The organism is Bacillus cereus group sp. BfR-BA-01453 (genome assembly GCF_022662915.1).
Classification (GTDB): domain Bacteria; phylum Bacillota; class Bacilli; order Bacillales; family Bacillaceae_G; genus Bacillus_A; species Bacillus_A paranthracis.
The window spans coordinates 1-16,292 of record NZ_JAKUEN010000030.1; the positions used below are offsets into that span (position 1 = coordinate 1).

A 16,292-nucleotide genomic window follows, 5' to 3' on the forward strand; every position below is an offset into this window, starting at 1 on the left:
ACCTCATTTCTATCGTTGATTCCATTATAACGAGGTTTTTTGATAAAAATACACAAAAACCCCGAATCATGGGGCTTTTTTTTAGTGTCCATGATTCGGGGTACAGTTCAATGTGTGATTTAGGATGCTTTTTTGTTTAAATGATTAATGCTTCAAAAGAAGAAGGTATAATTCGGATTGTCTTTTTAGCGTTTTAGGCTGAAATTAGTGGTTAAGTAATTATTACTCTAGACGATCTAATCCCCATCCAACAATTGAATAATTTTGACGTTTACTAATCGAAACAAAGAATTTTCTGTTTTTCTGGTCTTTTACATGACCAGAAACTCGAATCATACCACCACTAACGGCAGGCCTGATATCAACTTTAGTCACTATAACATCAATATTTTCTTTTTTCTTAATATGTTCTATGGCAGCTGTAGCAGCTTTTTCTTTTTCTACATTTCTATCATGCATAACTTTTAGTGTACATCCTATAGTTAAAGTTATAATTGTGATCATGATTAAAATTATGATGTTTTTCTTTTTTAATTCCCTCATACAATCCCTCCTGGAATTAACTTGTAATTAATACTATAAATTATTTTTAAGAAGAGGGAAATATAAGTAACGGGGTTAGTGGTGAATTTCTTGTTCGTTTATCAAGAATAAGTTTGGAATCATAAAGAAACTTGGGAAGCTATTGAAATACCTAGTTCTGTATCATTACATAATTTTATAAATAGTTGCATCAAAATAAATTGTTATTGTCTTTCGTAGTTTGCTTTATGATGCGGACACATTTGATGTAATAGGTGCCCTTACGTTTTTTAATAGTTTGTATGTTTCTCGACTGTACTTAAGGGATGCAAAAAAACACTTATAGATAAAATCTATAAGTGTTTTTGATGGTATGGATTTATTTAGGCGTTCATTATAATCTTGTCTCGCCCCAAATTCGTCTGGAGCATAGAAGTTAGGTGGAGACGAACAAAACCCCCACTGATTAAAGTTTCATTTTATTCGTCGCCCCAATATTCGACTTTATAGTTTTGGGACTTATTTATTACAACGTAATATTTGTTTTGTTTATTGTTTTTGTCAAATCCTAAGACAGTAATAAAACCTGCACGTGCTAAGTGTTCGATTTTGACATCGGTTACCGCAAAGTCTACATTTTTTTCTTTCTTCATAGTTTTTATTGCAACTTCAGCAGCCTTTTCTTTTGCAGCATTTTGGTCATGACTAAACTTTGCTATATAACCTACAATTAAAATCATAATTATTACGGATAATAATATGAAAATATTTTGTTTCTTATTGAGGATCATCTAAATTCCACCCCATGATAGAGTAATTTTGTTTTTTACTTACTGTGACATAAAATTTTCTTTTTTTATCATTTTCCGCATATCCTCTAACTTCAATAAATCCTCCTTGAAAAGCTGGTTTCATATCGATTTTAGTTACTATAACATCTATATTTTCTCTTGTTTTTATATGTTGTATTGCAACTTCAGCAGCTTTTTCTTTAGTTATATTTCTATCGTAAATAAAGGATGTAGTACAGCCTATGGCTAAAAATATAATTGCTAAAATGATTAAAAATATAATGTTCTTCTTTTTTAAACTATCCATATTTCCCCTCATAGAATAAGGGAATGCAGATCAGATCAGCATACAAGCATTCCCTTGCTATAATTATGTTATTTTATGTATTTAATTGTTAGGATTTTATTATAAGTTACAATCAGCTTATTTTTCTCATTAAATTTATCCCCAATATGAGACTGTATAATTTTGGATTTTATTTATTACAACATAATGTTTCTTTTGTTTATTATTTTTATCATAGCCGCTAACTCTAATAGAACCTGCGAGTTCTAATTGGTAAATTTTAACTTCAGTTACTACGAAATCTATATTTTTCCTTTTTTTCATGTGTTGTATAGCAACTTCAGCAGCTTTTTCTTTTTCTACATTTCTATCATGCATAACTTTTAGTGTACATCCTATAGTTAAAGTTATAATTGTGATCATGATTAAAATTATGATGTTTTTCTTTTTTAATTCCCTCATACAATCCCTCCTGGAATTAACTTGTAATTAATACTATAAATTATTTTTAAGAAGAGGGAAATATAAGTAACGGGGTTAGTGGTGAATTTCTTGTTCGTTTATCAAGAATAAGTTTGGAATTATAAAGAAACTTGGGAAGAACCTGATTTTTATGATGCGGATTTATTTGATGTTATGGGGGGGCGTGTTAGAAAAAATCAAGATAGTTTAGATAACTTAAACAAAATGGATACTTCATCACTGCCTTTAACTGAGCAATTTAATTTTGCTATGGCGAAAGAAAAAGATAGTTGCAGAAAGTCAATTTACTAATGCAGATGATTTAACTAAAGAGGTCAAGAATTATATAAACAATCCTGACAATGGTTTAAAGGGGGATAAGCTTACGTTAACAGGTCATTCTCTAGGCGGTGGTGGTTTAAGCGAATATGCAGGGGGTTGTTCATTATGGTTGGTAGCCAGGAACGGGGGGATTCTCGCTATGCAGGGGTTGGCTATATAGTGGTGCAAATGATTCCGTTGTTTATGAGACTGCTAAGGAAATATAGAATGGTTAACTAACGCTGAGGGGTACCCTTTGCAAGGAGAAATCGAAAAAACAGAATAGAAATAATAGCATACATAGAATAAGGGAATGCAATATAGATCAGTCTACAAGCATTTCCTTGCTATAATCATGTTATTTTATTCATTTACTTGTTAGGATTTTATTTTCCCCCAAAATTCGATGGTATAATTTTGGGTCTTATTTATCATAACGTGATATCTTTCTTGTTTATTATTTTTATCATATCCTGATACGGTAATAAAGCCTGCGAGCTCTAAGTGTTCAATTTTGACATCGGTTACCACGAAATCAATATTTTCTTCTTTTTTCATGTGCTGTATTGCAACCTCAGTAGCTTTTTCTTTTGTAATATTTCTATTATGAATAAATGATGCGGTACAACCTATAGCTAAAAATATAATTGCTAAAATGATTAAAATTATAAACCTTTTCTTTTTTGATTTATCCATATGTATCTCCTGAAATTTTTTTATATTATTTTTTATAAAGAAATAATATAAAACAAATCGTTAACTAATCGTGTTTTAGTTCAAAATTTTTCGTGGTTGAAATGGTACTGATATGATAGTTATTAGCGTATTCAACTGAAGCAGTAAATTCTTTCATTTTATCATTAGTCACATAGCCTGATATAGAGATAGTTTGAAAGTCTTTTGGTCCAAATTCATGATCAGTAATTGTTACATCTAAGCCCTCTGTTTTTTTGAAATATTGAATGGTTTCTTCTGTTGCTTTATTAACGATTTGTTGTTCCTCATTCTTTTGATCTATAGTGCATCCTCCTAAAAGGATAAGTGTAAAAATAAAGAATAATCTTATACCGTATTTTTTCATGAATAATCACTCCATAAATGTTGCGTTATATTCCTCTTCACTAAATTTTATATCCACAGAACATTGTGTGGTGGGGGATAAAGAAAGGGCTCTTTAAAAGAGTGCCTTTTCTTTATTATTTTAAATGTAAATTTTCACTTGTAGAGATAGAACCTATTGTATATTCATCTCCACCATATTCTATTGTAATATTAAATGTTTTGCTTTCATCATTTTTTATATAGCCGCAGATAAAGATACCTTGTAAATCACTTGGACCAAATCTATAATCAGTGATTACTACATCTAAGTCTTGTTTTTCTTTGAAGTATTGGATTGTCCTTTCTTCTGCCTGTTCAACTATTTGTTGTTCAGTATTTTTTTGATCTATAGTACATCCCCCTAAAATACTTGAAATAAATATAAAGAATAGAAAAAAACTAATTTTTTTGATTTTAATATCCATATTTATCCTCCATGAATGTTATCTTAATTATAAGAATATATCAAATGTTGTAGGAGAAAAATGTTTTGAGTAACAAAAATGAAATTTTAGATTCTACTTTCTATCAATTAGCAGACACAACGTATAAATCTGATAAAGATATTGAAGAAGAAGTTGTTATTACCAATAAAGAAGGTCGAAGTTTACAAGCATAGGAAAAGGGAGGAACATTCCACGATAAATTGGGATAGACGCAGTAGTCTTTGTACGAGATGTGAATGGGGAAAAGCATGTTATGGTAGATTTCCGAGGAACAGAAGGGGATAAAATTATAGAGAAAAACTCTTTAGGCATTCCGGTGAAGCCAGGGGAAGGTATGAAGGATTTAAAAACAGATACAAATCATTTTGTTAAGAAAAAAATTCATATGCTAAAATATTTTACGTAAAAAAGACACTCTAGTGAGTGTCTAATGATTATTCTTTTAATTTTAGATTTTTAGAGTATGATCTAGAACTTATATTATACTCTCCACCCCCATATTCTACACCTACCCCAAACGTTTTGCTTTTATCTCCTTTAACGTGTCCATCTATAAATACAGTTTGAAAATCATTGGGGGAGAACTCATGTCCTGTAATTACTACATCTAGCTCCTCTCTTTCTTTAAAATATTTAATGGTTACCTCTTCTGCCTTTGCTACTATTTCTTTTTCTTCATTTGTTTTATTATTCATACTGCATCCTCCTAAAAGGATAAGTGTAAGGATAATGAATAATCTTATACCATTTTTTTTCAATCAAAACCCCTCCATTAATGTTATTCTATATTTAGAATATATTAAATTATCTGGGAGTGGGATGTTTTGAAGGAAAATGATAAAGTTTTAGATTCTAGTTATTATTAGCTGTCAAGGTTTGCTTATCGTGGTGATGAAAAAGCATGTTGGGAAGCGATGATACAAAAGGAAAAAATCTTGTTAGAAGATGGTGCAGTAGCTCCTTTCTATCAAACGGGACGCTCATACTTATAACAATTGTCTATTAAAGTGCTTGTGACGAATGATTTTGGGGGAGAATTTAATTTTAAATGGACTGAAGTTAAATAATGAAATGACATTGCTGTATGATGGTAACTAAAAAGAGCCTCTAGTGAGTATCTAATGACCTAGTTTTTTCATTCTAGACTTTCAGAATATGTTCTAGAAGTGACTCTATAATCACTATCTCCATATTCGACATGCAATGTAAATGCTTGAGTTTTATCGTCTTTAACATGTCCTTTTATAAAAACAGTTTGAAAATCACTCGGAGCAAATTCATATCCAGTAATTACTACATCTAGATTTTCTTTTTCCTTAAAATATTTAATGGTTGTTTCATTTGCTTTTTCAACTATTGGTTGTTCAGTATTTTTTTGATCCATAGTACATCCCCCTAAAGTACCTAAAATAAGTATAAATAATAAATGAAAACTAAATTTTTCAATTTTAATATCCATATTTGTGCTCCAATAATGACATCTTGATTATATAAAATATCGTGATAGAAGGAATGTTTTTAGTGAAAAAAGCACTCACTTTTTCTGGTAGCAGGTGTTTTTTAGTTTTTCTTTCTTATAAGGGACACTCCTGAATGAAAGAAACAAACTTAACTAGTTATGTTGAAGTGAAACCGTTAGATTTATTGTTTTAAATCAAAACCTTCAGATGTGGAAATGGAACCGATGTGATAATCATTAGCGTATTCAACATCTGCCGAGAATTTTTTATTTTTATCATCTTTCACATGTCCTGAAACCCAAACACTTTGAAAGTCCTTCGGGGCAAATTGATGTTTAGTAATCACTACGTCTAGATTTTCTTTTTCTTTAAAATACTGAATGGTTGTTTCTGTTGCTTTATTAACTATTTGTTGTTCCTCATTCTTTTGATCTACCGTACATCCACCTAAAAGGATAAGTGTAAAGATAAAGAATAATCTTATAGCATGTTTTTTCACGAATAATCACTCCATTAATAGTGCGTTATATTCCTCTTTACTAAATTTTATATTCACTGAACATTGTGTGGTGAAGCATAAAGAAAAGGCACTCTAAAGTGCCCAGATTATTAGTTTTTAAGCTCTAAATTTTTGGAGTGAGACATAGAGCTTATATGATATTCTCCTCCATCATATTCTTCGTCCATAGAAAAAATCTTATTTTTGTTATCTTTAACATGTCCGTTTATAAAAACTATTTAAAAATCCTTGGGAGCATATAGGAATGATTTAGATGAAAATTATGGGAAGTTAGTATTTTAATTTTAAACTTTTACTTTTAGAAATTGAACCTATCGTGTATTTATCTCCGCTATATTGAATAGTTATATTAAATGTTTTGTCTTTATCATCTTTGACATGCCCAGAGATATAAATGGATTGTAGGTCTTTAGGACCAAACTCATGCCCAGTAATTACTACGTCCAAATCTTGCTTTTCCTTAAAGTATGTAATGGTTGTCGCTTTTGCTTCTTTTACTACTTTTTCTTCATTGTTTTTTTGATCCATAGTACATCCTCCTAAAGTACTTAAAATAAGTATAAATAATAAACAAAAACTAAATTTTTTAATAGTAATATCCATATTTATCCTCCATAAATGTTATCTTAATTATAAGAATATATCAAATGTTGTAGGAGGGAAATGTTTTGAGTAATAAAAATGAAGTTTTAGATTCTACTTTCTATCAATTAGCAGACACTGCGTATAAATCTGATAAAGATATTGATGAAGAAGTTGTTATTACCAATAAAGATGGTCGAAGTTTACAAACATGGGAAAAGGGAGAAACATTCCACGACAAACAAACCGGAATGGACGCAGTAGTCTTTGAACGAGATGTGGATGGGAAAAAGCAAGTTATGGTAGCTTTCCGAGGAACAGAAGGGGATAAAATTATAGAGAAAAACTCTTTAGGCATTCCGATGAAGCCAGGGGAAGGTATGAAGGATTTAAAAACGGATACGAATCATTTTGTATTACGAGAAGGTGTTCATGAACCAGCAGCACCTCCTGTAGCAGGGACTGAGAATGAAGGTTCAAAGAAATATTGGAATGAAGAGAATCAGCGCTGGGAAACACATAATCAATTCGAACAAGCTGAAAGGGTCATGAAACAAGTAACGGATACATACAAGGACAGGGATGATGTAGAGATATATACGACGGGTCATTCGTTAGGGGGAGCTTTAGCGGAATATGCAGCGGCATCTAATGATAATGTAAGATGTATGTCATGGAATGCACCGAGTGCAAAACATTTGTTACCGCCTGATTTACAAGAAAGAGCTAATAATGGAGAATTTAAAGGTAGAATTGTCTCGATTGTTCACGGATCAGATTCAATCGGTTATGGTCCTTTTGGTCCATATGATGGTCATATAGGTTCAACTTATGCTGTTACACCACCTGTTACGAAAGAAGACCTTTCTAAATTACCATTGGAACAAAGAATATTGTTTGAAGCTAATCGCTTTTTGGACTCCGTAAAAGATAAACCTGGATTTCATTATCAAAATAATAAGTATTTCAAGATGGGGAAAGATGGGAATTTGTCGAGTTCATATCTTTTGAATTTAGATACAGGGGAAAGAGTATATGATTCACCTGGTAAGTTATTAGGCGGGGGAGAAATTCGTGTAGTTGTAGAGAATCTAGAACAAGCCGTAAGAGATATGAAGCGAAACGCACAAGAATTTCAAGATAGAGTACCAAGGTTAATTTCTAATATGATGACATTATTAGAAACGGCTGAAAGTAGACGGGTAGAGGCTAAAGTAAATAATATACGTGCACATGTAGAGCATTTAAGTTTTTGGTACATACGAACAGCAACGGAAATTTCAGATTTTATTGAGAAGAAAGCCGATGATTATAAGAAGACGGATCAACAATATTAAGGGAGAAGATTAGGATGCCGAGAATCTACTTAAATGAAGAAGCATTGAACCAAGCTTTACAACAATTTGACCAGATGATTCAAGACTTAAACCATAATAAAAGGGTTGTAAGTAATGTACATAATTTACTCTTATCAAGCTGGTCTCAACTTGGAGTAGGGAAAAAAGCCATTAGCGATTTAGAATCTTTCAAAAAAGATATTGAAAGAAGAATGGAAGAATTAGAGTCTGATAAAAGAGAGTTAAAGGGTGCGATTGATTTATTAAAAGCGTTAGATCAAAGTTATGATTACATGGGGCCTAAATATTAGATTACAACAAGCACTGACAACGGTGCTTGTTGTAGTTTAATTGGATGAAAGATTACTGTAGTAATTATGGAGGAATATGATTCTGATTCATAAAGTAAATGGAGAAAGTAATATGTAGTTTTAAATCAAACTTGCAAACGATAATTTTTTATTTTACAATTTATTTACCGACCGGTAAGTAAAAATAAGTGAGGTACAGTATGACAAAGAATTTACAAACATCGCAAAACATTGTAGAGGCGTCATTTAAACTTATGGCAGAGCACGGTATTGAGAAAATGAGTCTTTCCATGATTGCGAAAGAGGTAGGTATTTCAAAACCGGCTATTTATTATCATTTTTCTTCTAAAGAAGCGTTAGTGGACTTTTTATTTGAAGAAATTTTTTCTGGGTATCATTTCGTGAGTTATTTTGATAAAGAGCAATATACGAAAGAAAATTTTGCAGAAAAGTTAATCGCAGATGGTTTACATATGCTCTCTGAGTATGAAGGACAAGAAGGAATACTGCGCGTTATAAATGAATTTATCGTAACTGCGGCGCGAAATGAAAAGTATCAGAAACGCTTATTTGAAATACAAGAAGAGTTTTTAAATGGTTTCCACGAATTATTGAAGAAAGGCGCAAGACTGGGCGTTGTGTCACAAGATGCAACGGAAGAAAACGCTCATACGCTAGCGCTTGTAATTGATAATATGAGCAATTACATACTCATGGGATTCCAGTTAAAGTATAAAGAAATTTGGATTCGAAATGTAAAAAACGTCATAAAGGAGGAGTAAAGATGAAAATGCAAAAAAACTGGTGGCTCGGTTTTCTTGGATTTATTGGGATTTATAAAATACCAGGTATGATTGAAGCTTTTCAAGCGGATGGAAGTTGGATGAAGTTAATCGGTTTTATTTGGCTACTTTGGTTCGGATATTTTATTCCTGAGAAGAAAGAAGATTAAATTTCAATTTTCTGTAAGGTTACGTAAAATATAGATTGAGACTATTCATATATTAGATTACTAGATTTGGAGTGGTTACATGGAGCCATTGAAAAATGAAATTCACCCTGACATGGTCAAGGTGTGGAAAGTTCGGGCTTTAATTGAAGAAGGAATCGGTATACTCGTCATGTTAGCTTACCTTTTCCTCATGATAAAGTTTGATTGGTGGGCGTGGATTTTGTATGTGATGATTGGACTAACAGTTGTGTTCGCACCATTTTCGTACTTCTTATTCCCGAAACTACGTCAGCGTTATTACAGCTACCAACTAAATGAAGAAGAACTTGAAATTCAACACGGTCTTTTCGTCGTAAAGCGCGTATTAGTACCGATGATTCGTGTACAGCACGTGACGATTGAACAAGGGCCGATTATGAGAAAATACGGTTTAGCAGAATTACACATTTCAACAGCAGCAACTTCTCACAGCATCCCAGGCTTAACGATGTCTGAAGCAGAAATGTTGAAAACGAAAATCGCAGAATTAGCGAAAGTGAGTGATGAGGATGTATAAGAGACAGCATCCGATCACGATGTTATTAGAATTAAAAATAACAGACTTTATCCCACTCTTTATTTTCATGTTTAGTTTAAACGGAAAATTTCCGTTTTGGTATTTAATTCCCGCTGCATTCGGTTTATTCACCGTTTTTTCAGCGTTTGAAAAATGGTATTACACAACGTATTGGGTTGAAAATAACGTATTACATGTGAAACAAGGTCTCTTCGTGAAGAAGGAGAGCTACTTAAATAAAGAACGTGTTCAAACGATTAATACAAGTTCTAACGTGTTATATCAAATGCTTGGCTTAAAGAAAATCCAAATTGAAACAGCTGGCGGGGGCGATGATGCGGAGGTTAGCTTAGCCGGTATTACAGTAGAAGAGGCAACTGAGCTTATTGCTTTGCTAAATGAGCCAACTCCAGAAGTGAAAGCAGAAGGAACGCTAGACGAAAAAGCGGAACATGCAATAGAAAAAGAAATCGTTACAGAAGAAAAACAAACGACAGAATATAAATTGACTTGGAAAGAAATTTTACTAGCCTCTGTTACATCGGGTCAGTTTGGGCTATTATTCTCGTTAATCTTTTTCGTGTATCACCAAGTAGATGAGTATATTCCGAAATGGATAGAGAATAGCGTAAAGTCGTATGTAATGAAACATAATATATATGGCTGGATTTTCATGGTAGCTATTTTGCTTGTCCTTTCGTGGATTATATCTACAATCGGGTATGCGCTAAAACATGGAGATTTCACAGTAAATCGAAGAAATGACGAAGTCCGCATTTCACAAGGATTACTTGAGAAAAAAGAACTTGTCCTAAAGTTACATCGTATTCAAGGGATTACGATAAAGGAAAGTATTTTACGTCAGCCATTCGGTTATTGTGCTGTGCAAGTAGAAGTGATTCAAAGTAAGGGAACGGGTGACGAAAAAGAAAAAGTTACACTCCACCCAATCATTCGAAAAGACCGAGTACAACAGTTACTCGCGCATTTACAATTACCATACGAACTGAATACAAACATTATTTCATTACCAAAATCAGCATTACGCCGCTATCTCATTGATAGCTTCATCTTCTTCGCAATGATAGCTATCCCGCTTATTGGAATAAGTATATACTTTGAAAAGCACTTCATCATGTGGGCACTCATTCCGCTTGCGATCCTCATCTTTACACTTGGATACGCAACATTTAAAACAAATGGTTACGGTGTAAACGGAGAGCAAATTACGCTTGTATATCGCAGCGTTGGCAAATATACAGGACTTGTTAGAAGAAGACACGTCCAATCAATGGAGAAGACGCAATCCTATTTCCAGCGCCGCGCGGATTTATGTACGTATAAGTTCTCTAACGCATCATCGAATTATAAATTAGAGCATACGAGAGTAGAAGATGCGGAGAGAATGCAGGATTGGTATAAGAAGAGAATAATTGAGAATTAAGTGGAATGGCTCGTCTTTTGCGGAAGGCGGGCTGTTTTTTATGTGAAAATAATGAATAATATATTTTGACGATATAGCTGATTCCTTTTATAAACAGTATAGTTTCTAGGGAGCTAACATAGGATTTGAATTGATTTAAAGATGATGGAACAAAATAAGGTGAAACTTTAATCAGTGTGGGTTTTCTTCATCCGCACTGATTATTAGTTGAATTAATCGGACTTTAATGGGCAGTTGATCCCCACCTAAATTCTTTGCTCTCGCTGAATTTTGAGATGGGAGTCTTACTGCCCATTAAAATGGGATAAAACGAATTGAGCAAAAAAACTTGCAAAACTAAAAGAGGAGTTGTATATTAATTGATGCATCAAATATTGATATATCAATTAATGTTTTAATAAGTAAGAAGGAGGAATTTTCGAAAACGTGTTACTCAGACGATGTCGGATTTTTATATAAGCTATAAGATTAAAGCGAAGATAGAGGGGGCACAACACTGTGGAAATAATCGCAGCTATTTTAGTCGGGATCGTAGCATTAGAACATTTATTTATCATGATCCTCGAAATGTTTTTTATGAATTCAAAAGTGGCAAAACGTGCTTTTCAATTACCGGAGCATTTAGAAGGAGATCGAAACGTAGCCATTATGTTTGCAAACCAAGGTTTATATAATGGATTTTTAGCCGTTGGTCTCATTTGGGGACTTATACTTGGTCTCAATTCAATTGGTTATATGGTTCAATTATTCTTTGTAATATGTGTGGTAGTAGCAGCTCTGTTCGGTGGTTTCACATCTAATAAATCAATTATTGTGAAACAAGGGCTTCCAGCTATATTAGCGTTGATTGCCCTTTTAATTGTGATATAGAACTAAAGCGTTTGTATAAAAGAACTCATTTTTGAAAAATACGTTATTCTTTCTTCCTATAGGCTCATAGGAAAGAATAGCGTATTTTTTCTTTTTAAGGGGGTATATCCTTCAATTTAATCAAAAATGTAAATTCTTTTTTTAGCGCGATTGTTATGAAAATACGTATTACATTAAGGATTAGAACCGGATTAACGCTTTAAAACATAGAAGGTGGGGAAAATAATGTAAAAAAAACTATTGTATGTTTAAAAATCTTGTGTTACATTTGTGTTACAAAATAGTTACAAACTGTAACTTATGTTGCGGTTTGTTTTCTTTTGTTTTTCGGTATGTTACAAATTGGAGTACGTATCGAATCGTCAGAAGATATATAAGGTTCAAAAAGTTTTTCTATGTGTATAAGAGTGTGTGTAGTAAAGAGCCTGGTGAGAACTTTGCGCACATTATTAAAATTCCTTTCTGTCTTTAAAAGAAGAAAACCAACTACCAACTATTTAGGAGTTTTAAGTAATGATAGTAAATGAAATGTACTTCCTTTCCCGCACACAAAGTACATATTTACGCTCAGTCTAATTACTACACAGACTTTTATACATATAAAACTATTGTTTTAGGGGATATATAGGAGGAGAAAAAATGAAAAAGTTATTAATGGTAATTGGACTTACATTTTTAATGTTAGCTGGATGTAGTAATGGGAATTTTGACAAAGCAATGGATGAAGGAAAGACCGCGTTAACGAATAAAGAGTATAAAAATGCCTTATCATCATTTGAAAAAGCGCTAGATGAGAAGAAAGATGATTCAGATGCAAAGGTGCTTGTAGAACAAACGAAAGTAATGATTGAAGCTGTGAAGTTAAAAGAAGAAACAAAGGTAGAAGAATCAATCAAGTCATTTGAAAAAGTAGAGAACATGAAGAATGGAAATAGTACGTTAGTAAAACAAGCGAAGGAAGAACGAACAGCATTATTAGCTATCGTCGAACAAAAAAAGAAGTATAGCGAGCAACTGGTGAAAAGTGAAGAGTTAATAAATAAGAAAAATTACGCAGAAGCGAAAGATATATTAAATAAGCTAGTTTCAGAAACAAAAGATAACAAAAATCTTGAAGAATATAATAAAAAAGCTTCAGGATTAATTACTAAAATTGGTGAAGCAGAAAAGAATGCAACGGTAGCGAAGGCAGAAAAAACTAATGTAGCAACAAATCAAAAGGTAACAACAGAGAAGCCTCAAAAGGTAGAGACAGAAAAGAACCAAAAGGTAACGACAGAGAAGCCTCAAAAGGTAGAAGTAGAAAAGAACCAAAAGGTAACAGCAGAGAAGCCTCAAAAAGTAGAAACAGAAAAGAACCAGAAGGTAACGACAGAGAAGAACCAAAAGGTAGAGACAGGAAAGACTCAAGATGCATTTACTTTTGAGAAAGCGAAAGAATATATTAAAAATGAATATAAAGAAGACTATGATTATACGCTAGAAAATACGCAAGTAGAGAATGGAAAGAAATATTATCAAATTAGAGTGCGTACGACATATAAAATAGAAGGCGCAGCTGGATCAGGATTTACGGGCGTATTTAAAGTATTTGAAGATGGTACGATTGTTGAAGTGCACTAAATTGATGGAAAAGGTATCCTCAAAGTATATGAGGGTACCTTTTTTAGCATAAAAAAAAGCATCTAGCAAAAGTACTAGATGCAAATAAAAACACAAGGGAAGACAAAATTCTTCCCTTTTCCCGTAAGTAATTATATCAAAAAATTTATAAAAAACTAGCTTTATTTTTAATATAATTGATGTGTGAAGCTATGAAAGTATAAGATTACACTATTTTTGTAGTGTTTTGTTGAAAAAGGAGCCACATATATGATTAATTTTAAACCAGAAAATTTGAACCAACTATTAAAAGTAATGTTAATTAGTGCCAATAAGTCTTATGATGCGATTAAAGATTATGAATTTACAGGGGAAGCGGTAGTATTCCGTGTGGATTTCGACCATATTGATGTTTCTCTAATGATTGTAGATATGTTAGGAAGATCAGCTTCTAAATTTAACATTTTGCCATTTGCTAAGCCAGATACGAATGAGATAGATTACATTCAGTTTCAAGTGTATTCCATTAATGAAGGGAATTTTAAAGAAGTTCTCGATACGATGTAAAAAAACTATAATTTTACAAAAATGTATATACCAACTAATATATAAGTAATACATTCATATAATTGGAGTGATGAGATGCAGCCGTTAGAAAGGGAGATTCATTCTAATATGCTGAAAGTGTGGCGAATTCATGCTTTAATTGGGGCGGCAGTTATACTAGCAGTCGTAATTGCATATTTCTTTTTTATGATCAATTTTAATTGGTGGGGTTGGTTGTTTGGCTTGTTAGTAACAGGCGCTATTACATTTATCCCGCTTGATTATTTTGTGTTTCCAAATTTACGTCAACGCTATTATAGTTACAGATTAAATGAAGAAGAGATTGAGATACAAAAGGGAATGTTCGTTGTGAAACGCGTACTTATTCCGATGATTCGTGTGCAGCACGTAACGATTGAACAGGGCCCGATTATGAGAAAGTATAATTTAGCAGAATTACATATTTCCACAGCGGCAACTTCTCATAGTATTCCAGGCTTAACGAAAGAAGAAGCAGAGCAGCTGAAAAGACAAATTGGAGAACTTGCGAAAGTGAGTGATGAGGATGTATAAGAGGCAACATCCGATCACGATTTTATTAGGTATTCGAATTGCGGGTTTATTGCCTTTTATTTTTCTTGTTTTATTTAAATCAGATGGTCAAGTAAAACCTTGGTATTTCTTTCATCTCGTTCTTTTAGCCATATTATTTATTATGGCAATTTTCTCAGCGATAAAATGGTATTTTAAAGTGTACTGGGTTGAAAATAATATTTTACATATAAAGCACGGTGTGTTCGTTAAGAAAGAAAGTTATTTAAATAAAGAACGTGTGCAAAATATTAGTACGTCTTCTAACATCATTTATCAAGTGCTCGGACTGACGAAATTAAATATTGAAGTGGCAGGCGGCGGTACTGAGCCAGAAGTGATGTTGGCGGGTATTAGAGAAGCAGAAGCGAAGGAACTCATTGCTTTATTACATAAAGAAAGAAGTGTTGTGAGTGAAGAAGGGCCTGCGGAAGAAGGAAGTAAGACGGTTTATCAGTTAACAGCGAAAGAAATTTTAGCAGCATCTATTACATCTGGTAGATTTGGATTAGTATTTTCTATGTTAGTCATCCTTTACACAGAGTTTAATCAATTTCTGCCAGAGTGGCTTATCAATAAAGTAGAAGCGTATGTGATGGATAACGGTGTATACGAATTAATCGTTATGGCGGCGGTTTTAATGGCAGTGTCGTGGGTCATTTCAACAGCTGGTTATGCGTTAAAATATGCGAACTTTAAAATAGAGAGAAAAGGAAATGAAATTCGCATCGTACAAGGGTTATTTGATAAGAAAGAGTTCGTTTTAAAATTACATCGCATTCAAGCGATTACGGTGAAAGAGGGAATTCTCCGCCAGCCTTTCGGTTATTGCTCTGTCGAGGTGGAAGTCATTCAAAGTATAGAAGCGGCAGGAAATGAAGTGACGCTACATCCTTTTATGAAGAAAAAAGATGTGCAGCAGTTACTTGCGTATTTACAGTTGCCGTATGAAATGGAAGAAGAAATTGTTCCTTTACCGAGGGCTGCATTACATCGCTACGTCATAATGGGATGGATTACAAGTGCTGTGCTCGCCGTGCCAATCATCGGTGCGAGTATATATTTTAAACAAAATATCGCGTTGTTCACTTTGATACCACTATTTATTATATTTACGCTACTTGCATACGCTCGGTATACAAGTAGTGGTTATATGATACGAGACAATCAGTTAGTCATGGTGTACCGAGGACTCGCGAAATATACAGGAATTATGCGAAGAAGGCATGTGCAAGCAGTCGGATACAATCAATCGTATTTTCAAAAGAAAGACGAGTTATGTACAGCTGTCGTATCAGTAGCGGGGCATGTATATAAAGTGAAGCATATGCAAAAAGAAGATGCGCTTCGTATATATAATTGGTATAAAGAAAAAGGCAACACCGGTGCGTAACGGTGTTGCCTTTTTTTGTGTCGTGATTTGTCGATAAGTCGATATATCTGAAAAATCGCTGATATAATTTGAGTTGCGCCGATATATTGGTTCCGTCAAGAAGTCTGTGTAATTTGATAAGGCCCAATACATTGGTTTATCCAGTATGAATTTATAATGATTTGGTATGTGAAAAGTGAAGCTAGCTTCACTTTTCACA

At 33.1% G+C, this 16,292-nt stretch carries 23 protein-coding genes and 2 pseudogenes; 14 read left to right on the forward strand and 11 right to left on the reverse strand.

The genetic code is table 11. From position 1 onward, the window contains the following. Nucleotides 1-222: 222 nt before the first annotated feature. The 7 genes from MR070_RS26375 to MR070_RS26405 form a co-directional block, all read right to left on the reverse strand. The gene (locus MR070_RS26375; RefSeq protein ID WP_242262274.1) at nucleotides 223-543 is read right to left on the reverse strand and encodes a hypothetical protein; all 321 of its coding nucleotides are present in this window, start codon (nucleotides 541-543) and stop codon (nucleotides 223-225) included. Between the two features lie 458 nt (nucleotides 544-1,001). Next, nucleotides 1,002-1,313 (reverse strand): hypothetical protein, encoded by a 312-nt coding sequence (locus MR070_RS26380; protein WP_242262275.1) that lies wholly within the window; start codon nucleotides 1,311-1,313, stop codon nucleotides 1,002-1,004. Then, the gene (locus MR070_RS26385) at nucleotides 1,300-1,620 is read right to left on the reverse strand and encodes a hypothetical protein (protein WP_242262276.1); all 321 of its coding nucleotides are present in this window, start codon (nucleotides 1,618-1,620) and stop codon (nucleotides 1,300-1,302) included. Before MR070_RS26385 ends, MR070_RS26380 begins: the two co-directional genes overlap by 14 nt. Nucleotides 1,621-1,755: 135 nt before the next feature. After that, nucleotides 1,756-2,061 carry a hypothetical protein gene (locus MR070_RS26390; RefSeq protein ID WP_138322358.1) on the reverse strand — a complete coding sequence of 102 codons (306 nt, stop codon included), beginning with the start codon at nucleotides 2,059-2,061 and terminating at the stop codon, nucleotides 1,756-1,758. 699 nt (nucleotides 2,062-2,760) lie between these two features. Further along, nucleotides 2,761-3,078, reverse strand: coding sequence for a hypothetical protein (locus MR070_RS26395; protein ID WP_000361447.1), 318 nt, complete (start codon nucleotides 3,076-3,078; stop codon nucleotides 2,761-2,763). A 64-nt stretch (nucleotides 3,079-3,142) separates the two neighbouring features. Then, nucleotides 3,143-3,463 (reverse strand): DUF1433 domain-containing protein, encoded by a 321-nt coding sequence (locus tag MR070_RS26400; RefSeq protein WP_000759838.1) that lies wholly within the window; start codon nucleotides 3,461-3,463, stop codon nucleotides 3,143-3,145. Between the two features lie 115 nt (nucleotides 3,464-3,578). Further along, entirely contained in the window at nucleotides 3,579-3,908 is a 330-nt protein-coding gene (locus MR070_RS26405) for a hypothetical protein (RefSeq protein ID WP_000351791.1), read from the reverse strand. Nucleotides 3,909-3,973: 65 nt separating this feature from the next. Here MR070_RS26405 and MR070_RS27275 point away from each other — a divergent pair, with 65 nt between their 5' ends. Further along, a complete protein-coding gene (locus tag MR070_RS27275; protein WP_000066505.1) occupies nucleotides 3,974-4,102 on the forward strand; it encodes a hypothetical protein in 129 nt (42 codons plus the stop codon). Between the two features lie 9 nt (nucleotides 4,103-4,111). After that, nucleotides 4,112-4,308 (forward strand): annotated as a pseudogene (locus MR070_RS27280) (lipase family protein); the annotation flags it as partial. Nucleotides 4,309-4,363: 55 nt separating this feature from the next. Here the strand turns inward: MR070_RS27280 and MR070_RS26415 are convergent. Next, nucleotides 4,364-4,687: a hypothetical protein gene (locus MR070_RS26415; RefSeq protein ID WP_071729444.1), complete on the reverse strand. Its 324-nt coding sequence runs from the start codon at nucleotides 4,685-4,687 to the stop codon at nucleotides 4,364-4,366. 129 nt (nucleotides 4,688-4,816) lie between these two features. Between MR070_RS26415 and MR070_RS26420 the strand changes: the two are divergent. Continuing rightward, nucleotides 4,817-4,996: pseudogene (locus MR070_RS26420) on the forward strand (peptide ABC transporter substrate-binding protein); the annotation flags it as partial. A gap of 68 nt (nucleotides 4,997-5,064) precedes the next feature. Here MR070_RS26420 and MR070_RS26425 read toward each other — a convergent pair. The 3 genes from MR070_RS26425 to MR070_RS26435 all read right to left on the reverse strand — a co-directional run bounded on the left by MR070_RS26425 (nucleotide 5,065) and on the right by MR070_RS26435 (nucleotide 6,437). Beyond that, nucleotides 5,065-5,388 carry a hypothetical protein gene (locus tag MR070_RS26425; protein ID WP_014481601.1) on the reverse strand — a complete coding sequence of 108 codons (324 nt, stop codon included), beginning with the start codon at nucleotides 5,386-5,388 and terminating at the stop codon, nucleotides 5,065-5,067. Between the two features lie 182 nt (nucleotides 5,389-5,570). After that, nucleotides 5,571-5,888, reverse strand: a complete 318-nt coding sequence (locus tag MR070_RS26430; RefSeq protein ID WP_000716031.1) for a hypothetical protein — start codon at nucleotides 5,886-5,888, stop codon at nucleotides 5,571-5,573. Between the two features lie 291 nt (nucleotides 5,889-6,179). Beyond that, nucleotides 6,180-6,437 (reverse strand): hypothetical protein, encoded by a 258-nt coding sequence (locus MR070_RS26435; RefSeq protein ID WP_000372301.1) that lies wholly within the window; start codon nucleotides 6,435-6,437, stop codon nucleotides 6,180-6,182. Nucleotides 6,438-6,577: 140 nt separating this feature from the next. Here MR070_RS26435 and MR070_RS26440 point away from each other — a divergent pair, with 140 nt between their 5' ends. From MR070_RS26440 to MR070_RS26490, 11 genes are all read left to right on the forward strand, one after another. Then, nucleotides 6,578-7,828: a lipase family protein gene (locus MR070_RS26440; RefSeq protein ID WP_044792654.1), complete on the forward strand. Its 1,251-nt coding sequence runs from the start codon at nucleotides 6,578-6,580 to the stop codon at nucleotides 7,826-7,828. Between the two features lie 14 nt (nucleotides 7,829-7,842). Beyond that, a complete protein-coding gene (locus MR070_RS26445; protein WP_001137436.1) occupies nucleotides 7,843-8,139 on the forward strand; it encodes a hypothetical protein in 297 nt (98 codons plus the stop codon). Between the two features lie 200 nt (nucleotides 8,140-8,339). After that, nucleotides 8,340-8,921: a TetR/AcrR family transcriptional regulator gene (locus MR070_RS26450; protein ID WP_098923398.1), complete on the forward strand. Its 582-nt coding sequence runs from the start codon at nucleotides 8,340-8,342 to the stop codon at nucleotides 8,919-8,921. A gap of 2 nt (nucleotides 8,922-8,923) precedes the next feature. Further along, nucleotides 8,924-9,091 carry a hypothetical protein gene (locus MR070_RS26455; RefSeq protein ID WP_000783808.1) on the forward strand — a complete coding sequence of 56 codons (168 nt, stop codon included), beginning with the start codon at nucleotides 8,924-8,926 and terminating at the stop codon, nucleotides 9,089-9,091. A 79-nt stretch (nucleotides 9,092-9,170) separates the two neighbouring features. After that, nucleotides 9,171-9,647 (forward strand): PH domain-containing protein, encoded by a 477-nt coding sequence (locus MR070_RS26460; RefSeq protein WP_242262277.1) that lies wholly within the window; start codon nucleotides 9,171-9,173, stop codon nucleotides 9,645-9,647. Beyond that, a complete protein-coding gene (locus MR070_RS26465; protein WP_242262278.1) occupies nucleotides 9,640-11,091 on the forward strand; it encodes a PH domain-containing protein in 1,452 nt (483 codons plus the stop codon). The genes MR070_RS26460 and MR070_RS26465 overlap by 8 nt, the downstream gene beginning before the upstream one ends. 498 nt (nucleotides 11,092-11,589) lie before the next feature. Further along, nucleotides 11,590-11,961, forward strand: coding sequence for a DUF1304 domain-containing protein (locus tag MR070_RS26470; RefSeq protein WP_070805430.1), 372 nt, complete (start codon nucleotides 11,590-11,592; stop codon nucleotides 11,959-11,961). A gap of 639 nt (nucleotides 11,962-12,600) precedes the next feature. Continuing rightward, entirely contained in the window at nucleotides 12,601-13,584 is a 984-nt protein-coding gene (locus MR070_RS26475; RefSeq protein ID WP_242262279.1) for a hypothetical protein, read from the forward strand. 249 nt (nucleotides 13,585-13,833) lie between these two features. Continuing rightward, nucleotides 13,834-14,130 (forward strand): protoporphyrinogen oxidase, encoded by a 297-nt coding sequence (locus MR070_RS26480; protein WP_242262280.1) that lies wholly within the window; start codon nucleotides 13,834-13,836, stop codon nucleotides 14,128-14,130. A gap of 75 nt (nucleotides 14,131-14,205) precedes the next feature. Then, complete coding sequence (locus tag MR070_RS26485) at nucleotides 14,206-14,682, forward strand: PH domain-containing protein (RefSeq protein ID WP_001182711.1); 477 nt, start codon at nucleotides 14,206-14,208, stop codon at nucleotides 14,680-14,682. Beyond that, nucleotides 14,675-16,093, forward strand: a complete 1,419-nt coding sequence (locus MR070_RS26490) for a PH domain-containing protein (RefSeq protein WP_242262281.1) — start codon at nucleotides 14,675-14,677, stop codon at nucleotides 16,091-16,093. Before MR070_RS26485 ends, MR070_RS26490 begins: the two co-directional genes overlap by 8 nt. The last annotated feature ends 199 nt before the right edge of the window (nucleotides 16,094-16,292 follow it).

What these genes read in the sequence shown, in the direction of transcription:
- MR070_RS26395 (WP_000361447.1), bottom strand. Translation starts at nt 3,078, where the DNA reads ATGGATAAATCAAAAAAGAAAAGGTTTATAATTTTAATCATTTTAGCA.
- MR070_RS26490 (WP_242262281.1), top strand. Translation starts at nt 14,675, where the DNA reads ATGTATAAGAGGCAACATCCGATCACGATTTTATTAGGTATTCGAATT.
- MR070_RS26445 (WP_001137436.1), top strand. Translation starts at nt 7,843, where the DNA reads ATGCCGAGAATCTACTTAAATGAAGAAGCATTGAACCAAGCTTTACAA.
- MR070_RS26375 (WP_242262274.1), bottom strand. Translation starts at nt 543, where the DNA reads ATGAGGGAATTAAAAAAGAAAAACATCATAATTTTAATCATGATCACA.
- MR070_RS26480 (WP_242262280.1), top strand. Translation starts at nt 13,834, where the DNA reads ATGATTAATTTTAAACCAGAAAATTTGAACCAACTATTAAAAGTAATG.
- MR070_RS26435 (WP_000372301.1), bottom strand. Translation starts at nt 6,437, where the DNA reads ATGGATCAAAAAAACAATGAAGAAAAAGTAGTAAAAGAAGCAAAAGCG.
- MR070_RS26425 (WP_014481601.1), bottom strand. Translation starts at nt 5,388, where the DNA reads ATGGATATTAAAATTGAAAAATTTAGTTTTCATTTATTATTTATACTT.
- MR070_RS26485 (WP_001182711.1), top strand. Translation starts at nt 14,206, where the DNA reads ATGCAGCCGTTAGAAAGGGAGATTCATTCTAATATGCTGAAAGTGTGG.
- MR070_RS26455 (WP_000783808.1), top strand. Translation starts at nt 8,924, where the DNA reads ATGAAAATGCAAAAAAACTGGTGGCTCGGTTTTCTTGGATTTATTGGG.
- MR070_RS26385 (WP_242262276.1), bottom strand. Translation starts at nt 1,620, where the DNA reads ATGGATAGTTTAAAAAAGAAGAACATTATATTTTTAATCATTTTAGCA.
- MR070_RS26380 (WP_242262275.1), bottom strand. Translation starts at nt 1,313, where the DNA reads ATGATCCTCAATAAGAAACAAAATATTTTCATATTATTATCCGTAATA.
- MR070_RS26405 (WP_000351791.1), bottom strand. Translation starts at nt 3,908, where the DNA reads ATGGATATTAAAATCAAAAAAATTAGTTTTTTTCTATTCTTTATATTT.
- MR070_RS26400 (WP_000759838.1), bottom strand. Translation starts at nt 3,463, where the DNA reads ATGAAAAAATACGGTATAAGATTATTCTTTATTTTTACACTTATCCTT.
- MR070_RS26475 (WP_242262279.1), top strand. Translation starts at nt 12,601, where the DNA reads ATGAAAAAGTTATTAATGGTAATTGGACTTACATTTTTAATGTTAGCT.
- MR070_RS26460 (WP_242262277.1), top strand. Translation starts at nt 9,171, where the DNA reads ATGGAGCCATTGAAAAATGAAATTCACCCTGACATGGTCAAGGTGTGG.
- MR070_RS26390 (WP_138322358.1), bottom strand. Translation starts at nt 2,061, where the DNA reads ATGAGGGAATTAAAAAAGAAAAACATCATAATTTTAATCATGATCACA.
- MR070_RS26465 (WP_242262278.1), top strand. Translation starts at nt 9,640, where the DNA reads ATGTATAAGAGACAGCATCCGATCACGATGTTATTAGAATTAAAAATA.
- MR070_RS26450 (WP_098923398.1), top strand. Translation starts at nt 8,340, where the DNA reads ATGACAAAGAATTTACAAACATCGCAAAACATTGTAGAGGCGTCATTT.